Source organism: Cupriavidus pauculus, assembly GCF_008693385.1.
GTDB lineage: Bacteria > Pseudomonadota > Gammaproteobacteria > Burkholderiales > Burkholderiaceae > Cupriavidus > Cupriavidus pauculus_D.
Genome location: NZ_CP044065.1, coordinates 2,860,717 through 2,879,216, shown reverse-complemented (window position 1 = coordinate 2,879,216; position 18,500 = coordinate 2,860,717). Strand labels below are relative to the sequence as shown.

The window sequence follows — 18,500 nt, the reverse complement described above, 5'->3', positions numbered from 1 at the left end:
GGATCCGGTACCGGCAGGCGTAGGCATCATCGCGCAAAGGCCGCATTCCAGTTGCGCACGTGCTTTCCGTGGAGCGCTATTGTCCCGGGCGTGCATCCGATGCGGAGCGGTTGGCGATGCAAGACTTGGGTATCGCATTCCAGACGGCAGTGGGTAACTCCGGCGGAAATCTCGACGGACGCCCTCCTATGCCGAGCGACGACTGGCTGATGAAGCGGAATTGCTCGCTTTCCCCTCGCCAGGTCGGCTGGTTCTACTTCTCCATCGCATGTCTATCGACTGCCATCGCGCTGTTTTTCGCATGGCAAGGGACCTGGCTCGTGCTGCCGTTCGCCGGGCTGGAGCTGCTGGGGCTGGGGATTGCCCTGCTGGCGCACGCGCGGCATGCGACGGATTATGAACGCGTCAGTTTGACCGACGGCATGCTGGTCGTGGAGACAGCCAGCGCCAGCCGGGTGACGCGGGAAGAATTCAACCCGCGATGGGTGCGGGTAGAACTGGGTGAATCGTTCCGGGCGCTCGTGGTCCTGCGGTCGGGCAAGCATGTCGTACGGGTGGGGTCGCATCTGGACCCGTATCGGCGTCGCAAGTTCGCGCAGGAACTCGTTGCGGCCCTGCATCGCTTCTGAACGAAGCGCCGCCGGGTGGAAGCGGGGACAGATTTGAATCTGTAAATTAGGTAGATAACAAATGAAAATGTGGAAGAAGGCATCCGCAGCATGTCTGGCAGGCGTGTCCCTGTTTGCCAGCCAGGCCGCCTCCGCGGTCAGTGACATGCCGGGCGGTCCCGCCGTGCGTCAGCTGAACCTGGCCGAACCCGTTACAAAGATCGCCGAACAGATTCACTGGCTGAACTGGATGATGCTCATCATCTGCACGGTGATATTCGTCGCCGTGTTCGGCGTGATGTTCTATTCCATCTTCAAGCACCGGAAGTCCAAGGGCGCCAAGTCGGCGTCGTTCCACGAGAGCATTACCGTCGAGGTCGTCTGGACCATCGTGCCGTTCCTGATCGTGATCGCGATGGCGCTGCCCGCCACGAAGACCGTGGTCGCGATGAAGGACACGACGAACTCCGACATCACGATCAAGGCCACCGGTTACCAGTGGAAGTGGGGGTACGACTACCTCAAGGGCGAGGGCGAAGGCATCTCGTTCGTGTCCACGCTGACCACGCCGCGCGAGCAGATCAACAACGAGCAGCCGAAGTCGAACACCTACCTGATGGAGGTGGACAACGAGCTCGTGGTGCCGGTGAACAAGAAGATCCGCATCGTCACGACCGCCAATGACGTGATCCACGCATGGATGATTCCCGCCTTCGGCGTGAAGCAGGATGCGATTCCCGGCTTCGTGCGCGACACGTGGTTCCGCGCCGAGAAGACGGGTGTGTACCGCGGCCAGTGCGCGGAGCTCTGCGGCAAGGAGCACGCGTTCATGCCGATCGTGGTGCGCGTGGTGTCCGACGCCGACTACACGAAGTGGGTCGACGAGCGGAAGAAGGCGCTGGCCGCGGCGGCCGACGATCCCAACAAGACGTGGACGCTCGACGAGCTGAAGGTGCGCGGCGAGAAGGTGTACGTGTCGAACTGCGCGGTTTGCCACCAGCCGAACGGCAAGGGCGGCGGCGCATTCCCGGCACTCGACGGCTCCAAGGTCGTCAACGGCCCGAAGGCCGGCCAGATGCATATCCTGCTGGAAGGCAAGGGCGGCATGCCGTCGTGGAAGCAGCTTTCCGATACCGAGCTGGCGGCCGTGATGACGTTCACGCGCAACAGCTGGAGCAACAAGACCGGTGAAGTCATCCAGCCGGCCGACTTTGTGAACGCGCGCGCGGGCAAGTTCCCGGAAGGCGGGGGCGCAGCCCAGGCCGCCGGTGGCGAAGCCGCGCCCAAGGCGCAGGCACCGGCGAACAACGCCGGCACCCAAGACAAGCAGGCCAGCGTCGCGGGCAACCGCGTCGCCGGCTGACCCGCGCACGTCCGCATTCTGGAATTCAGGAGTCATCGCGATGAGTACCGCAACCCCGGAGACGCTGGGTCATCCGCATCAACCTGCCCATGATCACGCGCACGATCATGCGCACGACCATGACCACGGCCATGGTCACGACGATCACGCCCACGATCATCCGCATGGCTGGCGGCGCTGGCTGTTCGCCACCAACCACAAGGACATCGGTACGCTGTACCTGCTGTTCTCGTTCACCATGCTGCTGTCGGGCGGCCTGCTGGCGCTGTTCATCCGCCTCGAGCTGTTCGAGCCGGGCCTGCAGTTCTTCCGTCCCGAACTGTTCAACCAGTTCACGACGATGCACGGCCTGATCATGGTGTTCGGCGCGATCATGCCGGCGTTCGTCGGCTTCGCGAACTGGATGATCCCGCTGCAGATCGGCGCCTCGGACATGGCGTTCGCGCGCATGAACAACTTCAGCTTCTGGCTGATGCCGCCGGCCGCGCTGCTGCTGGCCGGCTCGTTCTTCGTGCCGGGCGGCGCCACGGCCGCGGGCTGGACGCTGTACGCGCCGCTGTCGGTGCAGATGGGTCCGGGCATGGACATGGCCATTTTCGCCATGCACATCATGGGCGCCTCGTCGATCATGGGCTCGATCAACATCATCGTGACCATCCTCAACATGCGCGCCCCGGGGATGACGCTGATGAAGATGCCGATGTTCTGCTGGACGTGGCTGATTACCGCGTACCTGCTGATCGCGGTGATGCCCGTGCTGGCCGGCGCGATCACGATGGTGCTGACCGACCGCCACTTCGGCACGAGCTTCTTCTCGGCCGCCGGCGGCGGTGACCCGGTGATGTACCAGCATATCTTCTGGTTCTTCGGTCACCCCGAGGTGTACATCATGATCCTGCCCGCGTTCGGGATCATCTCGCAGGTGGTGCCGGCGTTCGCGCGCAAGCGCCTGTTCGGCTACAGCTCGATGGTCTACGCGACCGCGTCGATCGCGATCCTGTCGTTCATCGTGTGGGCGCACCACATGTTCACGACGGGGATGCCGGTGACGGGCCAGCTGTTCTTCATGTACGCGACGATGCTGATCGCGGTGCCGACGGCCGTGAAGATCTTCAACTGGATCGCCACGATGTGGCGCGGCTCGATGACGTTCGAGACGCCGATGCTGTTCGCCATCGGCTTTATCTTCGTGTTCACGATCGGCGGCTTCACGGGCCTGATGCCCGCGGTGGCACCGATCGACATCCAGCTGCAGGACACGTACTTCATCGTCGCGCACTTCCACTACGTGCTGGTGGCGGGCTCGCTGTTCGCGCTGTTCTCGGGCTTCTACTACTGGGGCCCGAAGTGGAGCGGCTTCATGTACAACGAGACGCGCGGCCAGATCCACTTCTGGGGCTCGCTGATCTTCTTCAACGTGACCTTCTTCCCGATGCACTTCCTGGGTCTCGCCGGCATGCCGCGTCGCTATGCCGACTATCCGACCCAGTTCGCGGACTTCAACGCGGTGGCATCGATCGGCGCGCTCGGCTTCGGCCTGATGCAGGTGTACTTCTTCTTCTTCGTGGTGCTGCCGTCGTACCGCGGCGGCGAGAAGGCGGCGGACAAGCCGTGGGAAGGCGCGGAAGGCCTCGAGTGGACCGTGCCGTCGCCGGCGCCGTTCCATACGTTCGAAGAACCGCCGCTGGTCAAGTGAACGTCATGGACGATCGCAAGGCGCAGCAGCGTGCCGCCAACCGGCGGCTCGGCTGGATCCTGCTGTCCGTGGTGGTGGTGTTCTTTCTGGGCTTCTTCGCCAAGATGAAGTTTTTTGGCGGCTGAGGAGTTCGTGCGGGAGCGGTAGATGAGCGGCAAGGCAGACGAGAGGGCAGACGAGAAGCGTTTCAACCGCGGCATGCTGGGCCGGTTGCTCGTGGTCGTCGGCGTGATGTTCGGCTTCGGCTACGCGCTGGTGCCGCTGTACAAGAAGATCTGCGAGGTCACCGGCATCAACGTGGTGACCACGCGGGAACTCTATGGCGGATCGGTGAAGAACTCGCAGGTCGATACCAGCCGCACGATCACCGTCGAGTTCGATTCCAACGCGCGCGGGCCGTTCGCGTTCCGTCCGGTGAAGAACACGATGGAAGTGCACCCGGGCGAGATGGCGACGATCGTGTACGAGGTGGCCAACGGGCAGTCGCGCGATATTGCCGCGCAGGCGATTCCGAGCTACGCGCCGAAGCAGGCCACCGAGTACTTCAAGAAGATCGAGTGCTTCTGCTTCAAGCAGCAGACGCTCAAGGCGAATGAAGCGCGGCAGATGCCGGTGGTGTTCGTGATCGATCCGAAGCTGCCGAAGGATGTGAAGAACATCACGCTGTCGTACACGTTCTTCGAGGTGGGCGCGCCGGTCGCGCAGGCCCCGCAGGGACAGATCGACGCAGCCGCGCACGGCAGCTGAGGAACGAGGCAAACGACGATGGATGACCTGAAGGAGGCCACGCACCGCAAGGCTTCGTTCCTGCAGACGATGCGGGCCGTATTGTGGTCGTTCGTCGGGTTGCGCAAGGGTTCGGAGCACGAGTCGGACATGGCCCGGCTCAATCCGGTCCACGTGATCATCGCGGGACTGATTGCCGCGGCGGTATTCGTCGGTGTGCTCATCGTGATCGTGCGCACCGTGGTGGGACAGGCAACAGGGTAGGGCAGCAGCACGAGATGGCAGCACACACGGCATCACAATAAAAACCATTGAATCAGAGACTCTGAGCTGGAGATAGAAGAATGAGTGCGAACCGCGCAAACGCTCCGTACTACTTCGTACCGGGCCCGTCGCGCCATCCGATCACGGCGGCCTTCGGGCTGCTGCTGGTGGGCGGTGGCGCCGCCGGCTGGGTCAACGGACAACCCTGGGGCCCGTACGTCGTCGCCGTGGGACTCGTGTGGTTCCTGTTCGTGCTGCGCGCATGGTTTGCCGATGCGATCGGCGAGTCGGAGGGGGGCAAGTACGGCAAGAACATCGACGTGTCGTTCCGCTGGTCGATGAGCTGGTTCATCTTCTCCGAGGTGATGTTCTTCGCGGCGTTCTTCGGCGCGCTGTTCTACGCGCGCTCCATCGCGATGCCGTGGCTCGGCGACCTCAACAACAAGATCATCTGGCCGGACTTCGCCGCCGTATGGCCGAACACCGGCCCCGCCGGCGTGGTCGAGACGTTCCAGACCATGGGCCCGTGGCCGATCCCGACCATCAACACCGCGCTGCTGCTGACCTCGGGCGTCACGCTGACGTGGGCGCACCACGCGCTGCTGGCCGGCAAGCGCAGCCAGGTCATCCAGGGCCTCGTGCTGACGATCCTGCTGGGCGCGATCTTCATGTGCCTGCAGGGCTACGAGTATTACCACGCGTATCACGAGCTGAACCTGAAGCTCACGTCGGGCGTGTTCGGCTCCACGTTCTTCCTGCTGACGGGCTTCCACGGTTTCCACGTGACCATGGGCGCGATCATGCTGGCGGTGATCCTGGGGCGTGTGCTGAAGGGCCACTTCACGCCGGACCACCACTTCGCGTTCGAAGGCGCGGCCTGGTACTGGCACTTCGTTGACGTGGTCTGGCTGGGCCTCTACGTCGTGGTCTACTGGCTCTGACCCCGGAGCGGAGTATCCTTACGGCCGGGATGACATAAACAGAAGCGCCGCAGGCGGAACCACCCCTGCGGCGCTTTGTCTTTTATGGGGTCGCTTCCGGGGACCGCCTAGGGGTTCATCTGAATCCCGGTGCTGTGGATCCAGCCCATCCAGTGCGAAAACAGGATGAACAGGAACAGCGCCACCGAGAAACCGACGCGAAACATCAGCGATCGCATCATGTTGGGTGTGCGGCCGCGGTCGCGCATCATGAAGAACAGCGCCGACGCGAGGCTGCCGATGATCAGGATGAAGGCCAGGACAATGAGGATGCGCATGACGGGGCGAGGACGTCCTTATCGATCTGCGGGGATGAGCATGCGGGAAACGTGCGTGCATTATCGCACCGAGGGGCGCCAGTGAAGATCTGGCGCTCGCCGGGTACGCTGCCGATGATCGCGGCCACCGCCGTCATCGCGGTCACGTGCGTGCTCGGCAACTGGCAGTTGCAGCGCGGGCACGAAAAGACCGCGCGCGCGCAGCGGCTCGCCACGCTGGCGGCGCAGGGACCCGTGGACCTCAATGCCGGCGATATTCCAACCAGTGCGCTCGGCGACCGCACGGTGCGCGCGCGTGGGCGTTTCGACCGCGCGCATACGGTGCTGCTCGACAACCGTCCGCACGGCAGCGATGGCCGCGCGGGCTTCCTCGTGGTGACGCCGCTGCGGCTCGAGAGCGGCGCCAACGTGCTGGTGCTGCGCGGCTGGCTGCCGCGCGACGCGCAGGACCGCGCGCGCATCGCGCCGTTCGACACGCCTGCCGGCGATGTCACGCTGAACGGCACCGCGCTCGCCTCGCTGCCGCGCGTCTATGGGCTCGGCGCGTCGGCCGACGCCGAGGCGGGCCGGCAGATTCGCCAGAACGTGGACCTCGGCGAGTATGCGCGCGAGATCGGCATGCCGCTGCTGCCGCTGGTGATCGAGCAGACCACCGATACGCGCGACGGCCTCGCGCGCGAGTGGACGTCGCCCGGCTTCGGCGCGGACCGCCATTACGGCTATGCATTCCAGTGGTTCGCGATTGCGGCGCTGACACTCGCGCTGGTAATCGTGCTCGGTGTGCGGCGCGCGCGCGCCCCGCAGGCCGCCTGACAACGAACGAACAGATGACCGTACAGACCGAATCCATGTCTCCGCAAGATCCTTCGGCCAAGACGAATGCCAAGCCCGGCGGGCAGGAGCCCGACCTGAGCGCCCGGATTGACGCGCGGACACGCCGCGGCCGCCTCCAGATGCTTGCGCTGCTGCTCGTGTGCGCGTCGCCGGTCATCGCGTCCTACCTGATGTACTACGTGGTCAAGCCCACCGGCGGCGCGACCAACTACGGCACGCTCATCGACCCGCAGCGTCCGATGCCGGCCGTGCAGGTGTCCAACGAGCGCGCCGAGGCGCAGCCGCTGTCCGCGTTCCGCGGCAAGTGGCTGCTCGTGACGACGGACCCTTCCGCGTGCGACGAGGCCTGTGCGCGCAAGCTGTTCATGATCCGTCAGATTCGGGCCGGGCAGGGACAGGATCGCGAGCGCATCACGCCGGTCTGGCTGATCTCGGACAACGGCACGGTGGACGAACGGCTCGGCGCCGCCTACAACGAACCGTATGCGGGCGTGCGCTTCCTGCGCATCGACGCCGCGACCGTGCGCGGCTGGCTGCCGGCCGAGGCGGGCGGGCGTCCCGAGGACACGCTGTTCCTCGTCGATCCGCTTGGCAATCTCATGATGCGCTTCCCGAAGGATCCGGATCCCGCGAAGATCAACGGGGACCTCAAGAAGCTTCTCAAGTATTCGCGTATCGGCTGACCAGGCATGCTGCTTCAACTCGCCATCATCGGCATTCTCATCGCGCTGCTGCCGCTCTCGTACGTGCTCGTACGCGGCAGCCGCGACAAATATCGCAAACTGGTCTGGATCACGGCGTTCCTGACGCTGGACCTGATCATGTTCGGCAGTTTCACGCGCCTGACGGACTCCGGCCTCGGCTGCCCCGACTGGCCCGGCTGCTACGGCCACTCGAATCCGCACGCGGCCATGGAGCCGATCGCGGCGGCGCAGACCGCGATGCCGAGCGGCCCCGTCACGCACGTCAAGGCGTGGATCGAGATGATCCATCGCTATTTCGCGATGGGGGTCGGCGTGCTGATCATCGCGCTGATGGTGCTCGCCTGGATCAAGCGCAGGGAGCTGCGGCAGTCGCCGTGGTACGCCACGGGCGTGCTGCTGCTCGTCTGCGTGCAGGGGGCGTTCGGCGCGTTCACGGTCACGATGAAGCTGCAGCCGATCATCGTCGTCACGCACCTGATGCTGGCGATGTGCCTGCTCGCGTCGCTGATCTGGCTCGGGTCGCGCAACGAGGCGCCGCACCCCGTGGCGCCCGCGGCGGCCGGACTGCGCTGGCCCGGCGTCATCGCGCTGGGCCTGCTCGTGATCCAGATCTTTCTCGGCGGCTGGGTCAGCACGAACTACGCGGTGCTCGCGTGCACGGACTTTCCGCTGTGCAACGGGCAGCTGATTCCCGAGATGGACTTCCGCCACGGCTTCACGCTCTGGCGCCAGCTCGGCATGACCGCCGACGGCAACTACATTCCGCATAGCGCGCTCGTGGCCATCCACTGGGTGCATCGCGGCTTTGCATTCGTGGTGCTCGGCTACCTCGCCTGGTTCGCGCTGCGCGCGCGCCGGCTCGAGGGACTGGGCCGCCACGCGACATGGCTGCTGGCGGTGCTGGCGCTGCAACTGGCCACCGGTTTGTCGAACATCGTGTTCGACTGGCCGCTGATCGCCGCGGTCGCCCACAACGGCGGAGCAGCCCTGCTCCTGATACTGTTGCTCCGTCTCAACTACAATATCGGCCTCGCGACCCGAACCGCTGGTGCCGCCGCCCAACCATCCGTTGCCGCGCGCGCCACATGAAGGACAAGTTTCCCCCCGTGGTTACAGCTACCCATCCCCATTCTTCCGTGGGCCGGTTACGTCATTTCCGACACCTGGCCCGTCAATACGCCGCGCTGACCAAGCCGCGCGTGACCCAGCTCGCGGTGTTCTGCGCCGTGATCGGCATGTTCCTGGCCACGCCGGGCATGGTGCCCTGGTCCGTCCTGATCGGCGGCGCCGCGGGCATCTGGCTGCTGGCGGGCGCGGCGTTCGCCATCAACTGCCTCGTCGAGCAGAAGATCGACGCGCTGATGCGCCGCACGGCGTGGCGCCCCTCGGCCACCGGCGAGATCACGACGATCCAGACGCTGATCTTCTCCGCGATCCTCGGCGGGGCGGGCATGTGGCTGCTGCACGTGTTCGCCAACGACCTGACGATGTGGCTCACGTTCGCGACGTTCCTGGGCTATGCGGTGGTCTACACGATCCTGCTCAAGCCGGCCACGCCGCAGAACATCGTCATCGGCGGCCTGTCGGGCGCCATGCCGCCCGCGCTGGGCTGGGCCGCCGTGGCGGGCACCGTGCCGGCCGAGGCGTGGTTTCTCGTGCTGATCATCTTCACGTGGACGCCGCCTCATTTCTGGGCGCTGGCGCTGTACCGCCGCGCCGACTATGCCAAGTCGGGCCTGCCGATGCTGCCGATCACGCACGGCGAGCGCTACACGCTGCTCCATATCCTGCTGTACACGCTCACGATGATCGCGGCCACGCTGCTGCCGTTCGTCTACGGCATGTGCGGCTATATCTACCTCGCGGCCGCGCTCGTGCTGGGCCTGATCTTCCTCGGCTACGCCTGGAAGCTGTTCCGCAACTACTCGGACGACCTGGCTCGTCGGATGTTCCGGTTCTCGATCTTGTACCTGTCGCTGCTGTTCGCGGCACTGCTGATCGACCACTATTTCAAGTTCCTGCCGCAGATCTGACGCTGCGTCATGTTGACGCGCCCCCCGCACATTCGGTCGCCGGGGGTGCCGCGATCGGCGATACTGCCGGGGCTGCTTCCGCCAACCATCCGCCAATGCCCACGTCTTTCCGTTCCATCTGCCGTCAGGCGTTCGTCCTGATCTGCTGTGCCTTCCTGCTCGCCGCCTGCGGCAAGCCCAAGCCCACGTTCCGCAATGTCGATATCTCCGGCGCCACCGGCTTCGGCAAGGATTTCGCGCTGACCGACCCGTCGGGCAAGGTGCGCACGCTCGCGGACTTCAAGGGCAAGGCCGTGGTGATGTTCTTCGGCTACACGCACTGCCCCGACGTCTGCCCGACCACGATGGCCGAACTCAAGGCCGTGATGGAACAGATGGGCCCCGAGGCGGACAAGGTGCAGGTGCTGTTCGTCACCGTGGATCCGGAGCGCGATACGGCCGCGCTGCTGGGCCAGTACGTGCCCGCGTTCGATGCGCGCTTCCTGGGCCTGCGCCCCGAGAACGAGGACGCGCTCAAGAAGGTCACGCAGGACTTCAAGGTCTATTACGCGAAGGTGCCGGGCACCTCGCCGAACAACTACACGATGGACCATTCGGCGGGCAGCTACGTGTTCGACCCCAATGGCCAGTTGCGGCTGTTCATTCGCCACGGGCAGGGCCCGGAGCCGATCGCGCACGATCTGAAGGCGCTGCTGGAGCCGTAACAAGCGGGGAGCCAAACAAAAAAGGGCCGGTCTGAGACCGGCCCTTTTTCCTGCCTTCTGGCGATATCAGGCGAAAGCCTGCAGCGCGCCCTTCATCTTCTTCATCGCCGCCGATTCGATCTGGCGGATACGCTCGGCGGACACGCCAAACTCGTCGGCCAGCTCGTGCAGCGTGGAGCCGCCCGAACCGTCGTCGTTGACCTGCAGCCAGCGGGCCTCGATGATGCGGCGGCTACGCGGGTCCAGCTTCGCCAGCGCGTCGTCCAGACCTTCCACCTGCATGCGGTCGTGACGCTGGGCCTCGAGCACGCGGGTCGGCTCGTTGTGGTTGTCGGCCAGGTACGCGATCGGCGCGAAGTCTTCCTCGCCGTCCTCGACCTGTCCTTCCAGCGCCATGTCGCCACCCGACAGGCGGGTTTCCATCTCCATCACTTCCTCGGGCTTCACGTTGAGCTCGCGCGCAACGGCTTCCACCTGTTCGGGCGTGAAGGTATGCGCATCCCGCTTGTGGCTGCGCAGATTGAAGAACAGCTTGCGCTGGGCCTTGGTGGTCGCCACCTTGACCATGCGCCAGTTCTTGAGCACGTACTCGTGGATCTCGGCCTTGATCCAGTGGATCGCGTACGAGACCAGACGCACGCCCTGATCCGGGTCGAAGCGCTTCACGGCCTTCATCAGGCCGATATTGCCTTCCTGGATCAGGTCGGCGTGGGGCAGGCCGTAGCCCAGGTACTGACGGGCGACGGACACCACCAGACGCAGGTGCGACATCACGAGGCGACGGGCCGCATCGACCGACTCGGTGTCGCGCAGGTCGCGCGCCAGCGATTGCTCTTCCTCGGGGGTGAGCATCGGAATGCGGTGTACCGCCTGGATGTACGCATCCAGATTCCCCAGGGTCCCCGGCAGCGTCAGCGCAAAGCTGGCGTTGGCCTGGGGCGCCGGCAGGCGGCGGCTCGGGGATTGACCTGCAGCTGGGCTCGCTTGACCCAGCGCGATTTGATCAGCAGACAGGACTGCGTTCACTATGACTCCTTTCGCTACCGGCGGTAAATTGCCGGGTGTAGCGTACTCCACATCGGATCGGCTACAGCACTGCAACGGATATTAGCACTCATGCCGGGCGAGTGCTAAGTTGGAGTGTCAATGGGGTCGATAGTTCCGGGCCATTGCAATCTCGGTTCAAATAGTTTTTAACCTTGCTCGCTACCCTGAGCGCAGGCGCGAGCCCTTGCCCCATATGGGTTTGACGACAGGCTGGCGCTCACAGAAAGATTAGAGGGGCGAGGACCGTTCCAGTTTCGTCGCGAATTCGAGATTCTGTATTGCGGGATTCGCTACACTCAGGGCTGTCCAGACGTATCTTTTCATTCCCCACGGAGTCCCCAATGTCTGTCATCGAACACTTGCTCAAGCCCCATGTGCGGGACCTGGGCGATTTCACCGTGCGCCGGCTTCTGCCTGCGGCGACGGCCCAGACCGTCGGTCCGTTCATCTTTTTCGATCACATGGGACCGGTCTCCATGGAGCCGGGGCGCGGTATCGATGTGCGCCCGCATCCGCATATCGGGCTGGCCACGGTGACGTACCTGTTCGAGGGCGAGATCATGCACCGCGACAGCCTGGGCAGCGAGCAGGTGATCCGCCCCGGCGACGTCAACTGGATGACCGCCGGACGCGGCATCGCGCATTCGGAACGGTCGCCGGACGCAGCGCGGGAAGCCGGGCCGCGTCTCCATGGCATCCAGACCTGGGTGGCCCTGCCGCAGGCGCACGAGGCCGATCCGCCGTCGTTCCACCACCATCCGGGCGCGACGCTGCCCCGCATCGAATTGCCCGGTGTCCGCATGACCGTGATCGCGGGTGACGCGTTTGGCGCCGAGTCCCCGGTGCGCGTCTACAGCCGCACGCTGTATGTGGCGATCGAGATCGACGCGGGCGCGAGCCTCGTGATTCCGGCGGAGCACGTGCAGCGCGGCGTCTATGCGGTGGAGGGCACGATCGCGCTCGATGGAGAGGCGGTGCCGACCGAGCACCTCGTGGTGATCACCCCGGGCGAGCCCGTGACGCTGACGGCCAGCGAGCCGTCGCGCGTGATGCTGCTCGGCGGCGATCCGACCGATGGCCGGCGCTTTATCTTCTGGAATTTCGTCGCAAGCAGCAAGGAGGCCATCGAGGAGGCCTCGCAGCGCTGGCAGGACGACCAGTTCCCCCGCGTGCCCGGCGAGACCGAGCGCATCCCGCTGCCCCCGCGCAAGTCCTGAGGGCGGGCCTGGATCAGACCGGGTCAGCCCACGTCACCCGCGTGCCCTGGTTCAGGCAGGCGCGAATCGCGTCGGCCTGCGCCGCGATGGGCGCGGGCACGGGCTCGGTGCCATCGAGCACGCTGCGGATCCACGCGGCCGTGGCATCGACGTCGGTACCGGCCGGCAGTTCGGGCACGTCGCCGATGGAGCCGCCCACCGGATCGACCAGCGTGCGCTGATGGCCGTCGTGCATCCAGTCGATGCGGCCGCTGCGGCGGGCATCGGCCACCACTTCGCCCTCGGTACCGCGGGCCAGCAGGACATTGGCCGGCTCGTGCGAGAAGTAATCCGTCAGCGTTTCGCGATATTCGGGGTGCGTGTAGCTGTACAGCCGCAGCGCCTCGGCCGGCGTATGCGCGCCCACCGGCTGCAGCATCTTGACGATCGTGTGCGACGAATTGCGCAGGCCGATGATCGCGCGCTTGTCGAGCAGCCGCGTCAGGGCCGGAGACAGCACGTCGATCGGCAGCACGGCCAGCGGTCCGTTGCCGCCGGCCCCGCCGCCCGCCGGCAGTCGCAGGTTGTCCTGCGCATCGCGCGTGGTCTCGCACAGCGGCGTGCCAAGCGCTTCGAACAGCGAGATGCTGGTCACCCGCCCGTGGAACGCGCGCGTGCCGTGCACGAGCACGGGCACGCCGTCGCGCGCGAGCAGGTGCGCGAGCAGCGGCACGAGGTTCGGCTGCTTGCGCGCGCCGTTGTAGCTGGGAATGACCACCACCGTACGATCGGGCGGTGCGTCGATCGGCATGCAGTGGCCGTGCGCGGCCTCGAGCATGCCCGCGAGTTCGTGCGGCGCCTCGCCCTTGATCCGGTACGCCATGAGCACGGCGCCCATCTCGATATCGGAGACCTGGCCCGCCAGCATGGCGTCGAACAGCGCCTGCGCGTCTTCGCGGGGCAGCGCGCGCGCGCCGTTGACGCCGCGGCCGATCTCCTTGATGTACTTCGCGGCGGAAAAACTCGTGGCTTGCGTGGCGGACGTCATGATGTGGGGAGAGAATGGCTTATGGGTTTCATGATAGCGGACCCCGCCATCCCTCTCCACCCGACTTGCTCGCGCGGAAGGGCCTATGCGGCCTCCGCGAGCGCCGGATTGCGCTGCTTGCGGTAGAGGAAGTCCAGCACCGCGGTGCGGCATGCGTGATACGCCTTGTCGTCGGCGAGGGCCACGCGGTCGCGCGGGCGCGGCAGATCGACCTTCAGGATCTCGCCGATGGTCGCGGCCGGGCCGTTTGTCATCATCACGATGCGGTCGGCCAGCAGCACGGCCTCATCGACGTCGTGCGTGACCATCACGACCGTGCTGCGCGTCCGCTCGACGATCTTCAGCAGCGCATCCTGCAGATGCGCGCGCGTGAGCGCATCGAGCGCGCCGAACGGCTCGTCCATGAGCAGCACCTTCGGCTGCATCGCGAGCGCGCGCGCAATGCCCACGCGCTGCTTCATGCCGCCCGAGATTTCGTGCGGATACTTGTTCTCCGCGTGCGTGAGGCCCACCAGTGCGAGCGTGTCGTGGGTCCGTGCCTTGACCTGCGCCTTGCTTTCGGTGGCGCCGAATACGCGCTCGACACCGAGGTGCACATTCTCGAAGCATGTCATCCACGGCAGCAGCGAGTGGTTCTGGAACACCACCGCGCGCTCGGGGCCGGGGCCGGCGATCTCGCGGCCCGCGCAGATCAGCGCGCCCGAGGTCGGCGTGGTCAGGCCCGCGATCAGGTTGAGCAGCGTCGACTTGCCGCAGCCCGAGTGGCCGATCAGCGTGATGAATTCCCCTTCGGCGATGGAGAGGTCCACGTCGCGCAGCGCGACGAACGGTCCCTTGCGCGTCTTGAAGGTCTGGCCGACGTTTTCGATGCTGACGAATTTTTCCATGGCGGTCACCGTGCGGTCAGTTGTTGCCGTAGCTGAAGCGGCGGGCCAGCGCGAGCAGCAGGTGCTCGAGGATCAGGCCCACCACGCCGATGATGAAGATCGCGATCACGATGTGCTCGACCTTCAGGTTGTTCCATTCGTCCCACAGCCAGAAGCCGATGCCGGTGCCACCCGTCAGCATCTCCGCGGCGACGATCACGAGCCACGCGGTGCCGATGGAGAGGCGCACACCCGTCAGCATGTACGGCAGCACGGCCGGAAACAGCACGCGGCGGAACACCTGCCATTCGGAGAGGTCCAGCACGCGCGCGACGTTCAGGTAGTCCTGGGGCACGCGGGTGACGCCCACGGCCGTGTTGATGATCATCGGCCAGATGGAGCAGATGAAGATCGCCCAGATCGCGGCGGGGTTGGCGGCCTTGAACAGCAGCAGGCCGATGGGCAGCCACGCGAGCGGCGAGACCGGACGCAGCAGGCTGATCACGGGCGCCATCATCGCGTTGAGAAACGCAAAGCGGCCGAGGATAAAGCCCGCCGGAATGCCGATGAGCGCCGCGAGGCCGAAGCCGCCCGCCACGCGCGCCAGCGAGGCCAGCACGTTCCAGCCGATGCCCTGGTCGTTCGGCCCGTTGCTGTAGAACGGGTCGGAGAACAGCGGCACCGCGGCATCCCACGTCTTGCCCGGCGTCGGAATCGCCGGGATCAGCGTGGCAATGCCATGCCAGACCAGTACGAACAGCACGAAGCCGAGCACCGGGGGCACGGTCTTCATCACGAGGCCGGACAGCGCTTCGCGCCGTGCGGCACGCGCTTCCTGCGCGGCAATCTCCTGCGCGCGCCGCGCGGCACGCTCCTTGGCGTCGGGGTCGTTATACGGCTCTGCGCGCTCGGGCGCGGTCTGGACAATGGCGTTCACGTCTGGCTCCTGAAGGCGGGGCACGACAAAGAGAAAATCGAACTACAAACTAGGCCTTGATCTTGAAACCGTCGGCGTACGCCTTCGGGTCCTTGGTGGCATCCCACACCACGCCGTCGATCAGCTTGGCGGTGCGGAAGTCCGACTTGGGCAGCGGTACCTGCGCGGCGGTGGCGGCCTGCTTGAACAGGTCGATGCGGTTGACCTGCTTCGCCACCGCGAGGTAGTCGGGGTGGTCCTTGAGCAGGCCCCAGCGCTTCTGCTGCGTGAGGAACCACATGCCGTCGGAGAGGAACGGGAAGTTCGCGGCGCCGTCCTGATAGAACTTCATCGAGTCCGGGTCGTCCCACGTCTTGCCGAGGCCATTCGAGTAGCGGCCGAGCATGCGGTCGAGAATGATGTCCATGTCGGTGTTCACATACGACTTGGCGGCGATCGTCTCGGCCGTCTTGCGGCGGTTGGATACCGAGGCATCGATGAACTTCGATGCCTCGAGAATCGCGGCCGTCATCGCGCGCGCGGTGTTCGGGTTCTTCTGCGCGAAGTCGGACGTGGTGCCGAGCACCTTCTCCGGGTGGTCCTTCCAGATCGCCTGCGTGGTCTCGGCCGTGAAACCGATCTTGTCGGCGATGGCGCGCGCGCCCCACGGCTCGCCCACGCAGAAGCCGTCCATATTGCCGACGCGCATGTTCGCGACCATCTGCGGAGGCGGCACGGTGATGGCCTTCGCGTCCTGCATCGGATTGATGCCGTTGGCCGCGAGCCAGTAGTACAGCCACATCGCGTGCGTGCCCGTCGGGAAGGTCTGCGCGAACGTGTAGTCGCGCTTCTCCTTCATCATCAGCGCCTTGAGGCTCGCCCCATCCTTCACGCCTTTCTCGGCGAGCTTCGAGGACAGCGTGATGGCCTGGCCGTTGTGGTTCAGGCTCATCAGCACGGCCATGTCCTTCTTGGGACCGCCGATGCCGAGCTGCACGCCATAGACCAGGCCATACAGCACGTGTGCCCCATCGAGTTCGCCGTTGACGAGCTTGTCGCGCACGGCCGCCCACGAGGCTTCCTTGCTCGGCGTGATCTTGATGCCGTACTTCTTGTCGAGGCCGAGTGTGGAGGCCATGACGACGGACGCGCAGTCGGTCAGCGGAATGAAGCCGATCTTCACCTCGGATTTCTCGGGCGCATCGGAGCCTGCTGCCCATGCCCCGCTGCGCACGAGCGGATCGACGAGCGTCATCACGCTGGCACCGGCGATGGTCGCCAGCGCGCGGCGCCGTCCCTGGCTCGCGGGAACGGTATCGGCGGTGGCGTTGTCCGCGGTGACGCGCAGCGGCTTGGCGATCTTGAGGCGAGAAGGCATTGAGAAAGGCTCCAATAAAAAACGTCCCGAGCCGCCGCCCGCCTTGTTCAGGATCGGGTGCAGTTCAGGACGTCGTTGTCCGGGAGCGCGTGCTCGCCTTTGAGCGCGCGCATCCATCGAGTTGTGTGGGTTGAAACCGGTGCAGCCGCGGCCGTCGTTGGCCGTGACCGCTGTTAACGCAAGTGATGTGCCAGCGTGCGAATGGGCGAATTGCGTGCGAAAGGTGCCTGAAAGGCAGTCCGCGGAGGGCGCGCGGGTGGGCGGGGCAGCGCCACAGTTGTGCATTGCACCAGCGGCGTGCGCCGCCGGTCGGGCTCAGACCATGACGTCGATCACGCGCTGGGCGGCTTCCACGAGCTTGATGCCGCGCTCCATCGCCATGCTGCGGAGGCGCTTGTACGCTTCGTCCTCGCCGATGCCGCGCGCCTGCATCAGCAGGCCCTTGGCGCGCTCGACGATCTTGCGTTCCGCAAGCTTGAGCTTGGTGGCGTCGAGCTCGGCGCGCAGCTGCTGGTCGAGCTCGAAGCGCGCATAGGCCACGTCGAGCACGGTCTTCACACGCTCGGCGCGCAGGCCATCGACGATATAGGCGGTGATGCCGGCGGTCAGCGCGGCCTTGATCCGCGCGGAATCGTCGTTGTCGGTGAACAGCACGATGGGCCGCGGCGCGTGCTGGGTGGAGACGCACACATGCTCGATGGTGTCGCGCGCGGCGGACTCGGACGCGATGATCACGAGGTCCGGCTGCCGCGCGGAAATGACGTCCGGCAGCCGCAGGTCCGCGTCGACGGTATGCACCTCCGTGAAGCCTGCCTGCGCCAGGCCGGCGCGGATGGTCTCGACGTTGAGCGGATCTTCGTCGTGGGGGTCCCGCACCAGAAGGATGCGCAGCGGGCGGGCGGCCGGCTGGACAGGAGCAGAAGGGGGCGGGTGGCGGCGGGTCATGGAGTCGCTTCGGTTGCACTGCATCATGCAAGATTCGCGCCGACTTAGGAAGTGGAAAACACGATAGACATGTTTCGGCGCGGCACCGGGTGTATGCTCTTGCACTGCCGCGCGGGCTCGTGCATGTCGCGCGACCCGAGGTAGTTCGCTTATCCGCATTGCAGCCCGCATTGCAACCCAAAAGACCAGAGTCTGGAGATAGTTGGATGACCGAGTTCGTATTCGCCCCGCAAGCCCCCGTTGGCGTTCCCGTGCGAGGCAGCAGCGCAAGCTTTCCCGTGCGTCGTGTGTACTGCGTGGGCCGCAACTATGCGGCGCATGCGCGCGAGATGGGTTCGGACCCCGATCGCGAGCCGCCGTTCTTCTTCTGCAAGCCGTCCGACGCGGTGAGCTATGTGGCGGACAACAGCGAAGGCACGTTCCCGTATCCGCCGGGCTCCAGCAACGTCCATTACGAGATCGAACTCGTGGTGGCCATCGGCAAGGGCGGCAAGGACATTCCGGTCGAGCAGGCCGCGAGCCACGTGTTCGGTTATGCGGTGGGCCTCGACATGACCCGCCGCGACCTGCAGAACGAGTCGAAGAAGACGGGCCGACCCTGGGAAACGGGCAAGGCGTTCGACAAGTCGGCGCCGATCGGCCCGATCGTTCCGGTCTCGGCGATCGGCCATCCGGAAAAGGGTGCGGTCACGCTCGCGGTGAACGGCGTCGAGAAGCAGCGCGGCGATCTGTCGGACCTGATCTGGTCCGTGCCGGAAATGGTGTCGTACCTGTCGAAGCTGTTCGAGCTGCAGCCGGGCGACCTGATCTATAGCGGCACGCCGGAAGGTGTGGGCCCGATCGTCAAGGGCGACGTCATGACCTGCCACGTCGAAGGCGTGGGCGACCTGACGGTCAAGGTCGCCTGACGCATG

The 18,500-nt window shown here is 65.6% G+C and carries 21 protein-coding genes; 14 read left to right on the top strand and 7 right to left on the bottom strand.

Going from position 1 to position 18,500, the window contains the following annotated elements; all coding sequences use genetic code 11:
* Positions 1–116: 116 nt before the first annotated feature.
* The 7 genes from FOB72_RS13195 to FOB72_RS13170 all read left to right on the top strand — a co-directional run bounded on the left by FOB72_RS13195 (position 117) and on the right by FOB72_RS13170 (position 5,598).
* The gene (locus tag FOB72_RS13195; RefSeq protein ID WP_150372926.1) at positions 117–629 is read left to right on the top strand and encodes a DUF2244 domain-containing protein; all 513 of its coding nucleotides are present in this window, start codon (positions 117–119) and stop codon (positions 627–629) included.
* Between the two features lie 61 nt (positions 630–690).
* The gene (gene coxB, locus FOB72_RS13190) at positions 691–1,971 is read left to right on the top strand and encodes a cytochrome c oxidase subunit II (protein WP_150372925.1); all 1,281 of its coding nucleotides are present in this window, start codon (positions 691–693) and stop codon (positions 1,969–1,971) included.
* A gap of 40 nt (positions 1,972–2,011) precedes the next feature.
* A complete protein-coding gene (gene ctaD / locus FOB72_RS13185) occupies positions 2,012–3,667 on the top strand; it encodes a cytochrome c oxidase subunit I (protein ID WP_150372924.1) in 1,656 nt (551 codons plus the stop codon).
* A gap of 5 nt (positions 3,668–3,672) precedes the next feature.
* The gene (locus FOB72_RS32545) at positions 3,673–3,792 is read left to right on the top strand and encodes a cytochrome oxidase small assembly protein (RefSeq protein ID WP_223851328.1); all 120 of its coding nucleotides are present in this window, start codon (positions 3,673–3,675) and stop codon (positions 3,790–3,792) included.
* A gap of 22 nt (positions 3,793–3,814) precedes the next feature.
* A complete protein-coding gene (locus FOB72_RS13180; protein ID WP_150372923.1) occupies positions 3,815–4,414 on the top strand; it encodes a cytochrome c oxidase assembly protein in 600 nt (199 codons plus the stop codon).
* A gap of 18 nt (positions 4,415–4,432) precedes the next feature.
* Positions 4,433–4,657: a DUF2970 domain-containing protein gene (locus FOB72_RS13175; RefSeq protein ID WP_150372922.1), complete on the top strand. Its 225-nt coding sequence runs from the start codon at positions 4,433–4,435 to the stop codon at positions 4,655–4,657.
* An 80-nt stretch (positions 4,658–4,737) separates the two neighbouring features.
* Entirely contained in the window at positions 4,738–5,598 is an 861-nt protein-coding gene (locus FOB72_RS13170; RefSeq protein ID WP_150372921.1) for a cytochrome c oxidase subunit 3, read from the top strand.
* Between the two features lie 107 nt (positions 5,599–5,705).
* Here the strand turns inward: FOB72_RS13170 and FOB72_RS13165 are convergent, their stop codons facing one another.
* Positions 5,706–5,915: a twin transmembrane helix small protein gene (locus FOB72_RS13165; protein ID WP_150372920.1), complete on the bottom strand. Its 210-nt coding sequence runs from the start codon at positions 5,913–5,915 to the stop codon at positions 5,706–5,708.
* Positions 5,916–5,996: 81 nt separating this feature from the next.
* Here FOB72_RS13165 and FOB72_RS13160 point away from each other — a divergent pair, with 81 nt between their 5' ends.
* From FOB72_RS13160 to FOB72_RS13140, 5 genes are all read left to right on the top strand, one after another.
* Positions 5,997–6,728 (top strand): SURF1 family protein, encoded by a 732-nt coding sequence (locus FOB72_RS13160; protein ID WP_411859796.1) that lies wholly within the window; start codon positions 5,997–5,999, stop codon positions 6,726–6,728.
* A gap of 35 nt (positions 6,729–6,763) precedes the next feature.
* Complete coding sequence (locus FOB72_RS13155) at positions 6,764–7,432, top strand: SCO family protein (protein ID WP_223851327.1); 669 nt, start codon at positions 6,764–6,766, stop codon at positions 7,430–7,432.
* Positions 7,433–7,438: 6 nt separating this feature from the next.
* Positions 7,439–8,542: a COX15/CtaA family protein gene (locus FOB72_RS13150; RefSeq protein WP_150372918.1), complete on the top strand. Its 1,104-nt coding sequence runs from the start codon at positions 7,439–7,441 to the stop codon at positions 8,540–8,542.
* Positions 8,539–9,486, top strand: a complete 948-nt coding sequence (cyoE, locus tag FOB72_RS13145) for a heme o synthase (RefSeq protein ID WP_150372917.1) — start codon at positions 8,539–8,541, stop codon at positions 9,484–9,486. The genes FOB72_RS13150 and cyoE overlap by 4 nt, the downstream gene beginning before the upstream one ends.
* A gap of 95 nt (positions 9,487–9,581) precedes the next feature.
* The gene (locus FOB72_RS13140; protein ID WP_150372916.1) at positions 9,582–10,190 is read left to right on the top strand and encodes an SCO family protein; all 609 of its coding nucleotides are present in this window, start codon (positions 9,582–9,584) and stop codon (positions 10,188–10,190) included.
* 66 nt (positions 10,191–10,256) lie between these two features.
* On the opposite strand, the gene rpoH is transcribed toward FOB72_RS13140, so the two are convergent.
* Positions 10,257–11,216 carry an RNA polymerase sigma factor RpoH gene (gene rpoH / locus FOB72_RS13135; protein WP_411859795.1) on the bottom strand — a complete coding sequence of 320 codons (960 nt, stop codon included), beginning with the start codon at positions 11,214–11,216 and terminating at the stop codon, positions 10,257–10,259.
* Between the two features lie 362 nt (positions 11,217–11,578).
* Here rpoH and FOB72_RS13130 point away from each other — a divergent pair, with 362 nt between their 5' ends.
* Positions 11,579–12,454 carry a pirin family protein gene (locus FOB72_RS13130; RefSeq protein ID WP_150372915.1) on the top strand — a complete coding sequence of 292 codons (876 nt, stop codon included), beginning with the start codon at positions 11,579–11,581 and terminating at the stop codon, positions 12,452–12,454.
* 13 nt (positions 12,455–12,467) lie between these two features.
* Here FOB72_RS13130 and ybiB read toward each other — a convergent pair whose 3' ends face one another.
* From ybiB to FOB72_RS13105, 5 genes are all read right to left on the bottom strand, one after another.
* On the bottom strand, positions 12,468–13,481 hold the full coding sequence (ybiB, locus tag FOB72_RS13125) for a DNA-binding protein YbiB (protein ID WP_150372914.1): 1,014 nt from the start codon (positions 13,479–13,481) through the stop codon (positions 12,468–12,470).
* An 83-nt stretch (positions 13,482–13,564) separates the two neighbouring features.
* Positions 13,565–14,368: an ABC transporter ATP-binding protein gene (locus FOB72_RS13120; protein WP_150372913.1), complete on the bottom strand. Its 804-nt coding sequence runs from the start codon at positions 14,366–14,368 to the stop codon at positions 13,565–13,567.
* A 16-nt stretch (positions 14,369–14,384) separates the two neighbouring features.
* Positions 14,385–15,284 (bottom strand): nitrate ABC transporter permease, encoded by a 900-nt coding sequence (gene ntrB, locus FOB72_RS13115; protein ID WP_150372912.1) that lies wholly within the window; start codon positions 15,282–15,284, stop codon positions 14,385–14,387.
* 49 nt (positions 15,285–15,333) lie between these two features.
* Positions 15,334–16,641, bottom strand: coding sequence for a CmpA/NrtA family ABC transporter substrate-binding protein (locus FOB72_RS13110; RefSeq protein ID WP_150372911.1), 1,308 nt, complete (start codon positions 16,639–16,641; stop codon positions 15,334–15,336).
* 315 nt (positions 16,642–16,956) lie between these two features.
* On the bottom strand, positions 16,957–17,586 hold the full coding sequence (locus tag FOB72_RS13105; RefSeq protein ID WP_150372910.1) for an ANTAR domain-containing response regulator: 630 nt from the start codon (positions 17,584–17,586) through the stop codon (positions 16,957–16,959).
* Between the two features lie 206 nt (positions 17,587–17,792).
* On the opposite strand from FOB72_RS13105, the gene FOB72_RS13100 reads away from it, so the two are divergent.
* Complete coding sequence (locus FOB72_RS13100; protein WP_150372909.1) at positions 17,793–18,494, top strand: fumarylacetoacetate hydrolase family protein; 702 nt, start codon at positions 17,793–17,795, stop codon at positions 18,492–18,494.
* Positions 18,495–18,500 lie beyond the last annotated feature (6 nt).

Coding starts and splice junctions, on each gene's coding strand:
- FOB72_RS13195 (WP_150372926.1), top strand. CDS start 117: ATGCAAGACTTGGGTATCGCATTCCAGACGGCAGTGGGTAACTCCGGC.
- coxB (WP_150372925.1), top strand. CDS start 691: ATGAAAATGTGGAAGAAGGCATCCGCAGCATGTCTGGCAGGCGTGTCC.
- ctaD (WP_150372924.1), top strand. CDS start 2,012: ATGAGTACCGCAACCCCGGAGACGCTGGGTCATCCGCATCAACCTGCC.
- FOB72_RS32545 (WP_223851328.1), top strand. CDS start 3,673: ATGGACGATCGCAAGGCGCAGCAGCGTGCCGCCAACCGGCGGCTCGGC.
- FOB72_RS13180 (WP_150372923.1), top strand. CDS start 3,815: ATGAGCGGCAAGGCAGACGAGAGGGCAGACGAGAAGCGTTTCAACCGC.
- FOB72_RS13175 (WP_150372922.1), top strand. CDS start 4,433: ATGGATGACCTGAAGGAGGCCACGCACCGCAAGGCTTCGTTCCTGCAG.
- FOB72_RS13170 (WP_150372921.1), top strand. CDS start 4,738: ATGAGTGCGAACCGCGCAAACGCTCCGTACTACTTCGTACCGGGCCCG.
- FOB72_RS13165 (WP_150372920.1), bottom strand. CDS start 5,915: ATGCGCATCCTCATTGTCCTGGCCTTCATCCTGATCATCGGCAGCCTC.
- FOB72_RS13155 (WP_223851327.1), top strand. CDS start 6,764: ATGTCTCCGCAAGATCCTTCGGCCAAGACGAATGCCAAGCCCGGCGGG.
- FOB72_RS13150 (WP_150372918.1), top strand. CDS start 7,439: ATGCTGCTTCAACTCGCCATCATCGGCATTCTCATCGCGCTGCTGCCG.
- cyoE (WP_150372917.1), top strand. CDS start 8,539: ATGAAGGACAAGTTTCCCCCCGTGGTTACAGCTACCCATCCCCATTCT.
- FOB72_RS13140 (WP_150372916.1), top strand. CDS start 9,582: ATGCCCACGTCTTTCCGTTCCATCTGCCGTCAGGCGTTCGTCCTGATC.
- FOB72_RS13130 (WP_150372915.1), top strand. CDS start 11,579: ATGTCTGTCATCGAACACTTGCTCAAGCCCCATGTGCGGGACCTGGGC.
- ybiB (WP_150372914.1), bottom strand. CDS start 13,481: ATGACGTCCGCCACGCAAGCCACGAGTTTTTCCGCCGCGAAGTACATC.
- FOB72_RS13120 (WP_150372913.1), bottom strand. CDS start 14,368: ATGGAAAAATTCGTCAGCATCGAAAACGTCGGCCAGACCTTCAAGACG.
- FOB72_RS13110 (WP_150372911.1), bottom strand. CDS start 16,641: ATGCCTTCTCGCCTCAAGATCGCCAAGCCGCTGCGCGTCACCGCGGAC.
- FOB72_RS13105 (WP_150372910.1), bottom strand. CDS start 17,586: ATGACCCGCCGCCACCCGCCCCCTTCTGCTCCTGTCCAGCCGGCCGCC.
- FOB72_RS13100 (WP_150372909.1), top strand. CDS start 17,793: ATGACCGAGTTCGTATTCGCCCCGCAAGCCCCCGTTGGCGTTCCCGTG.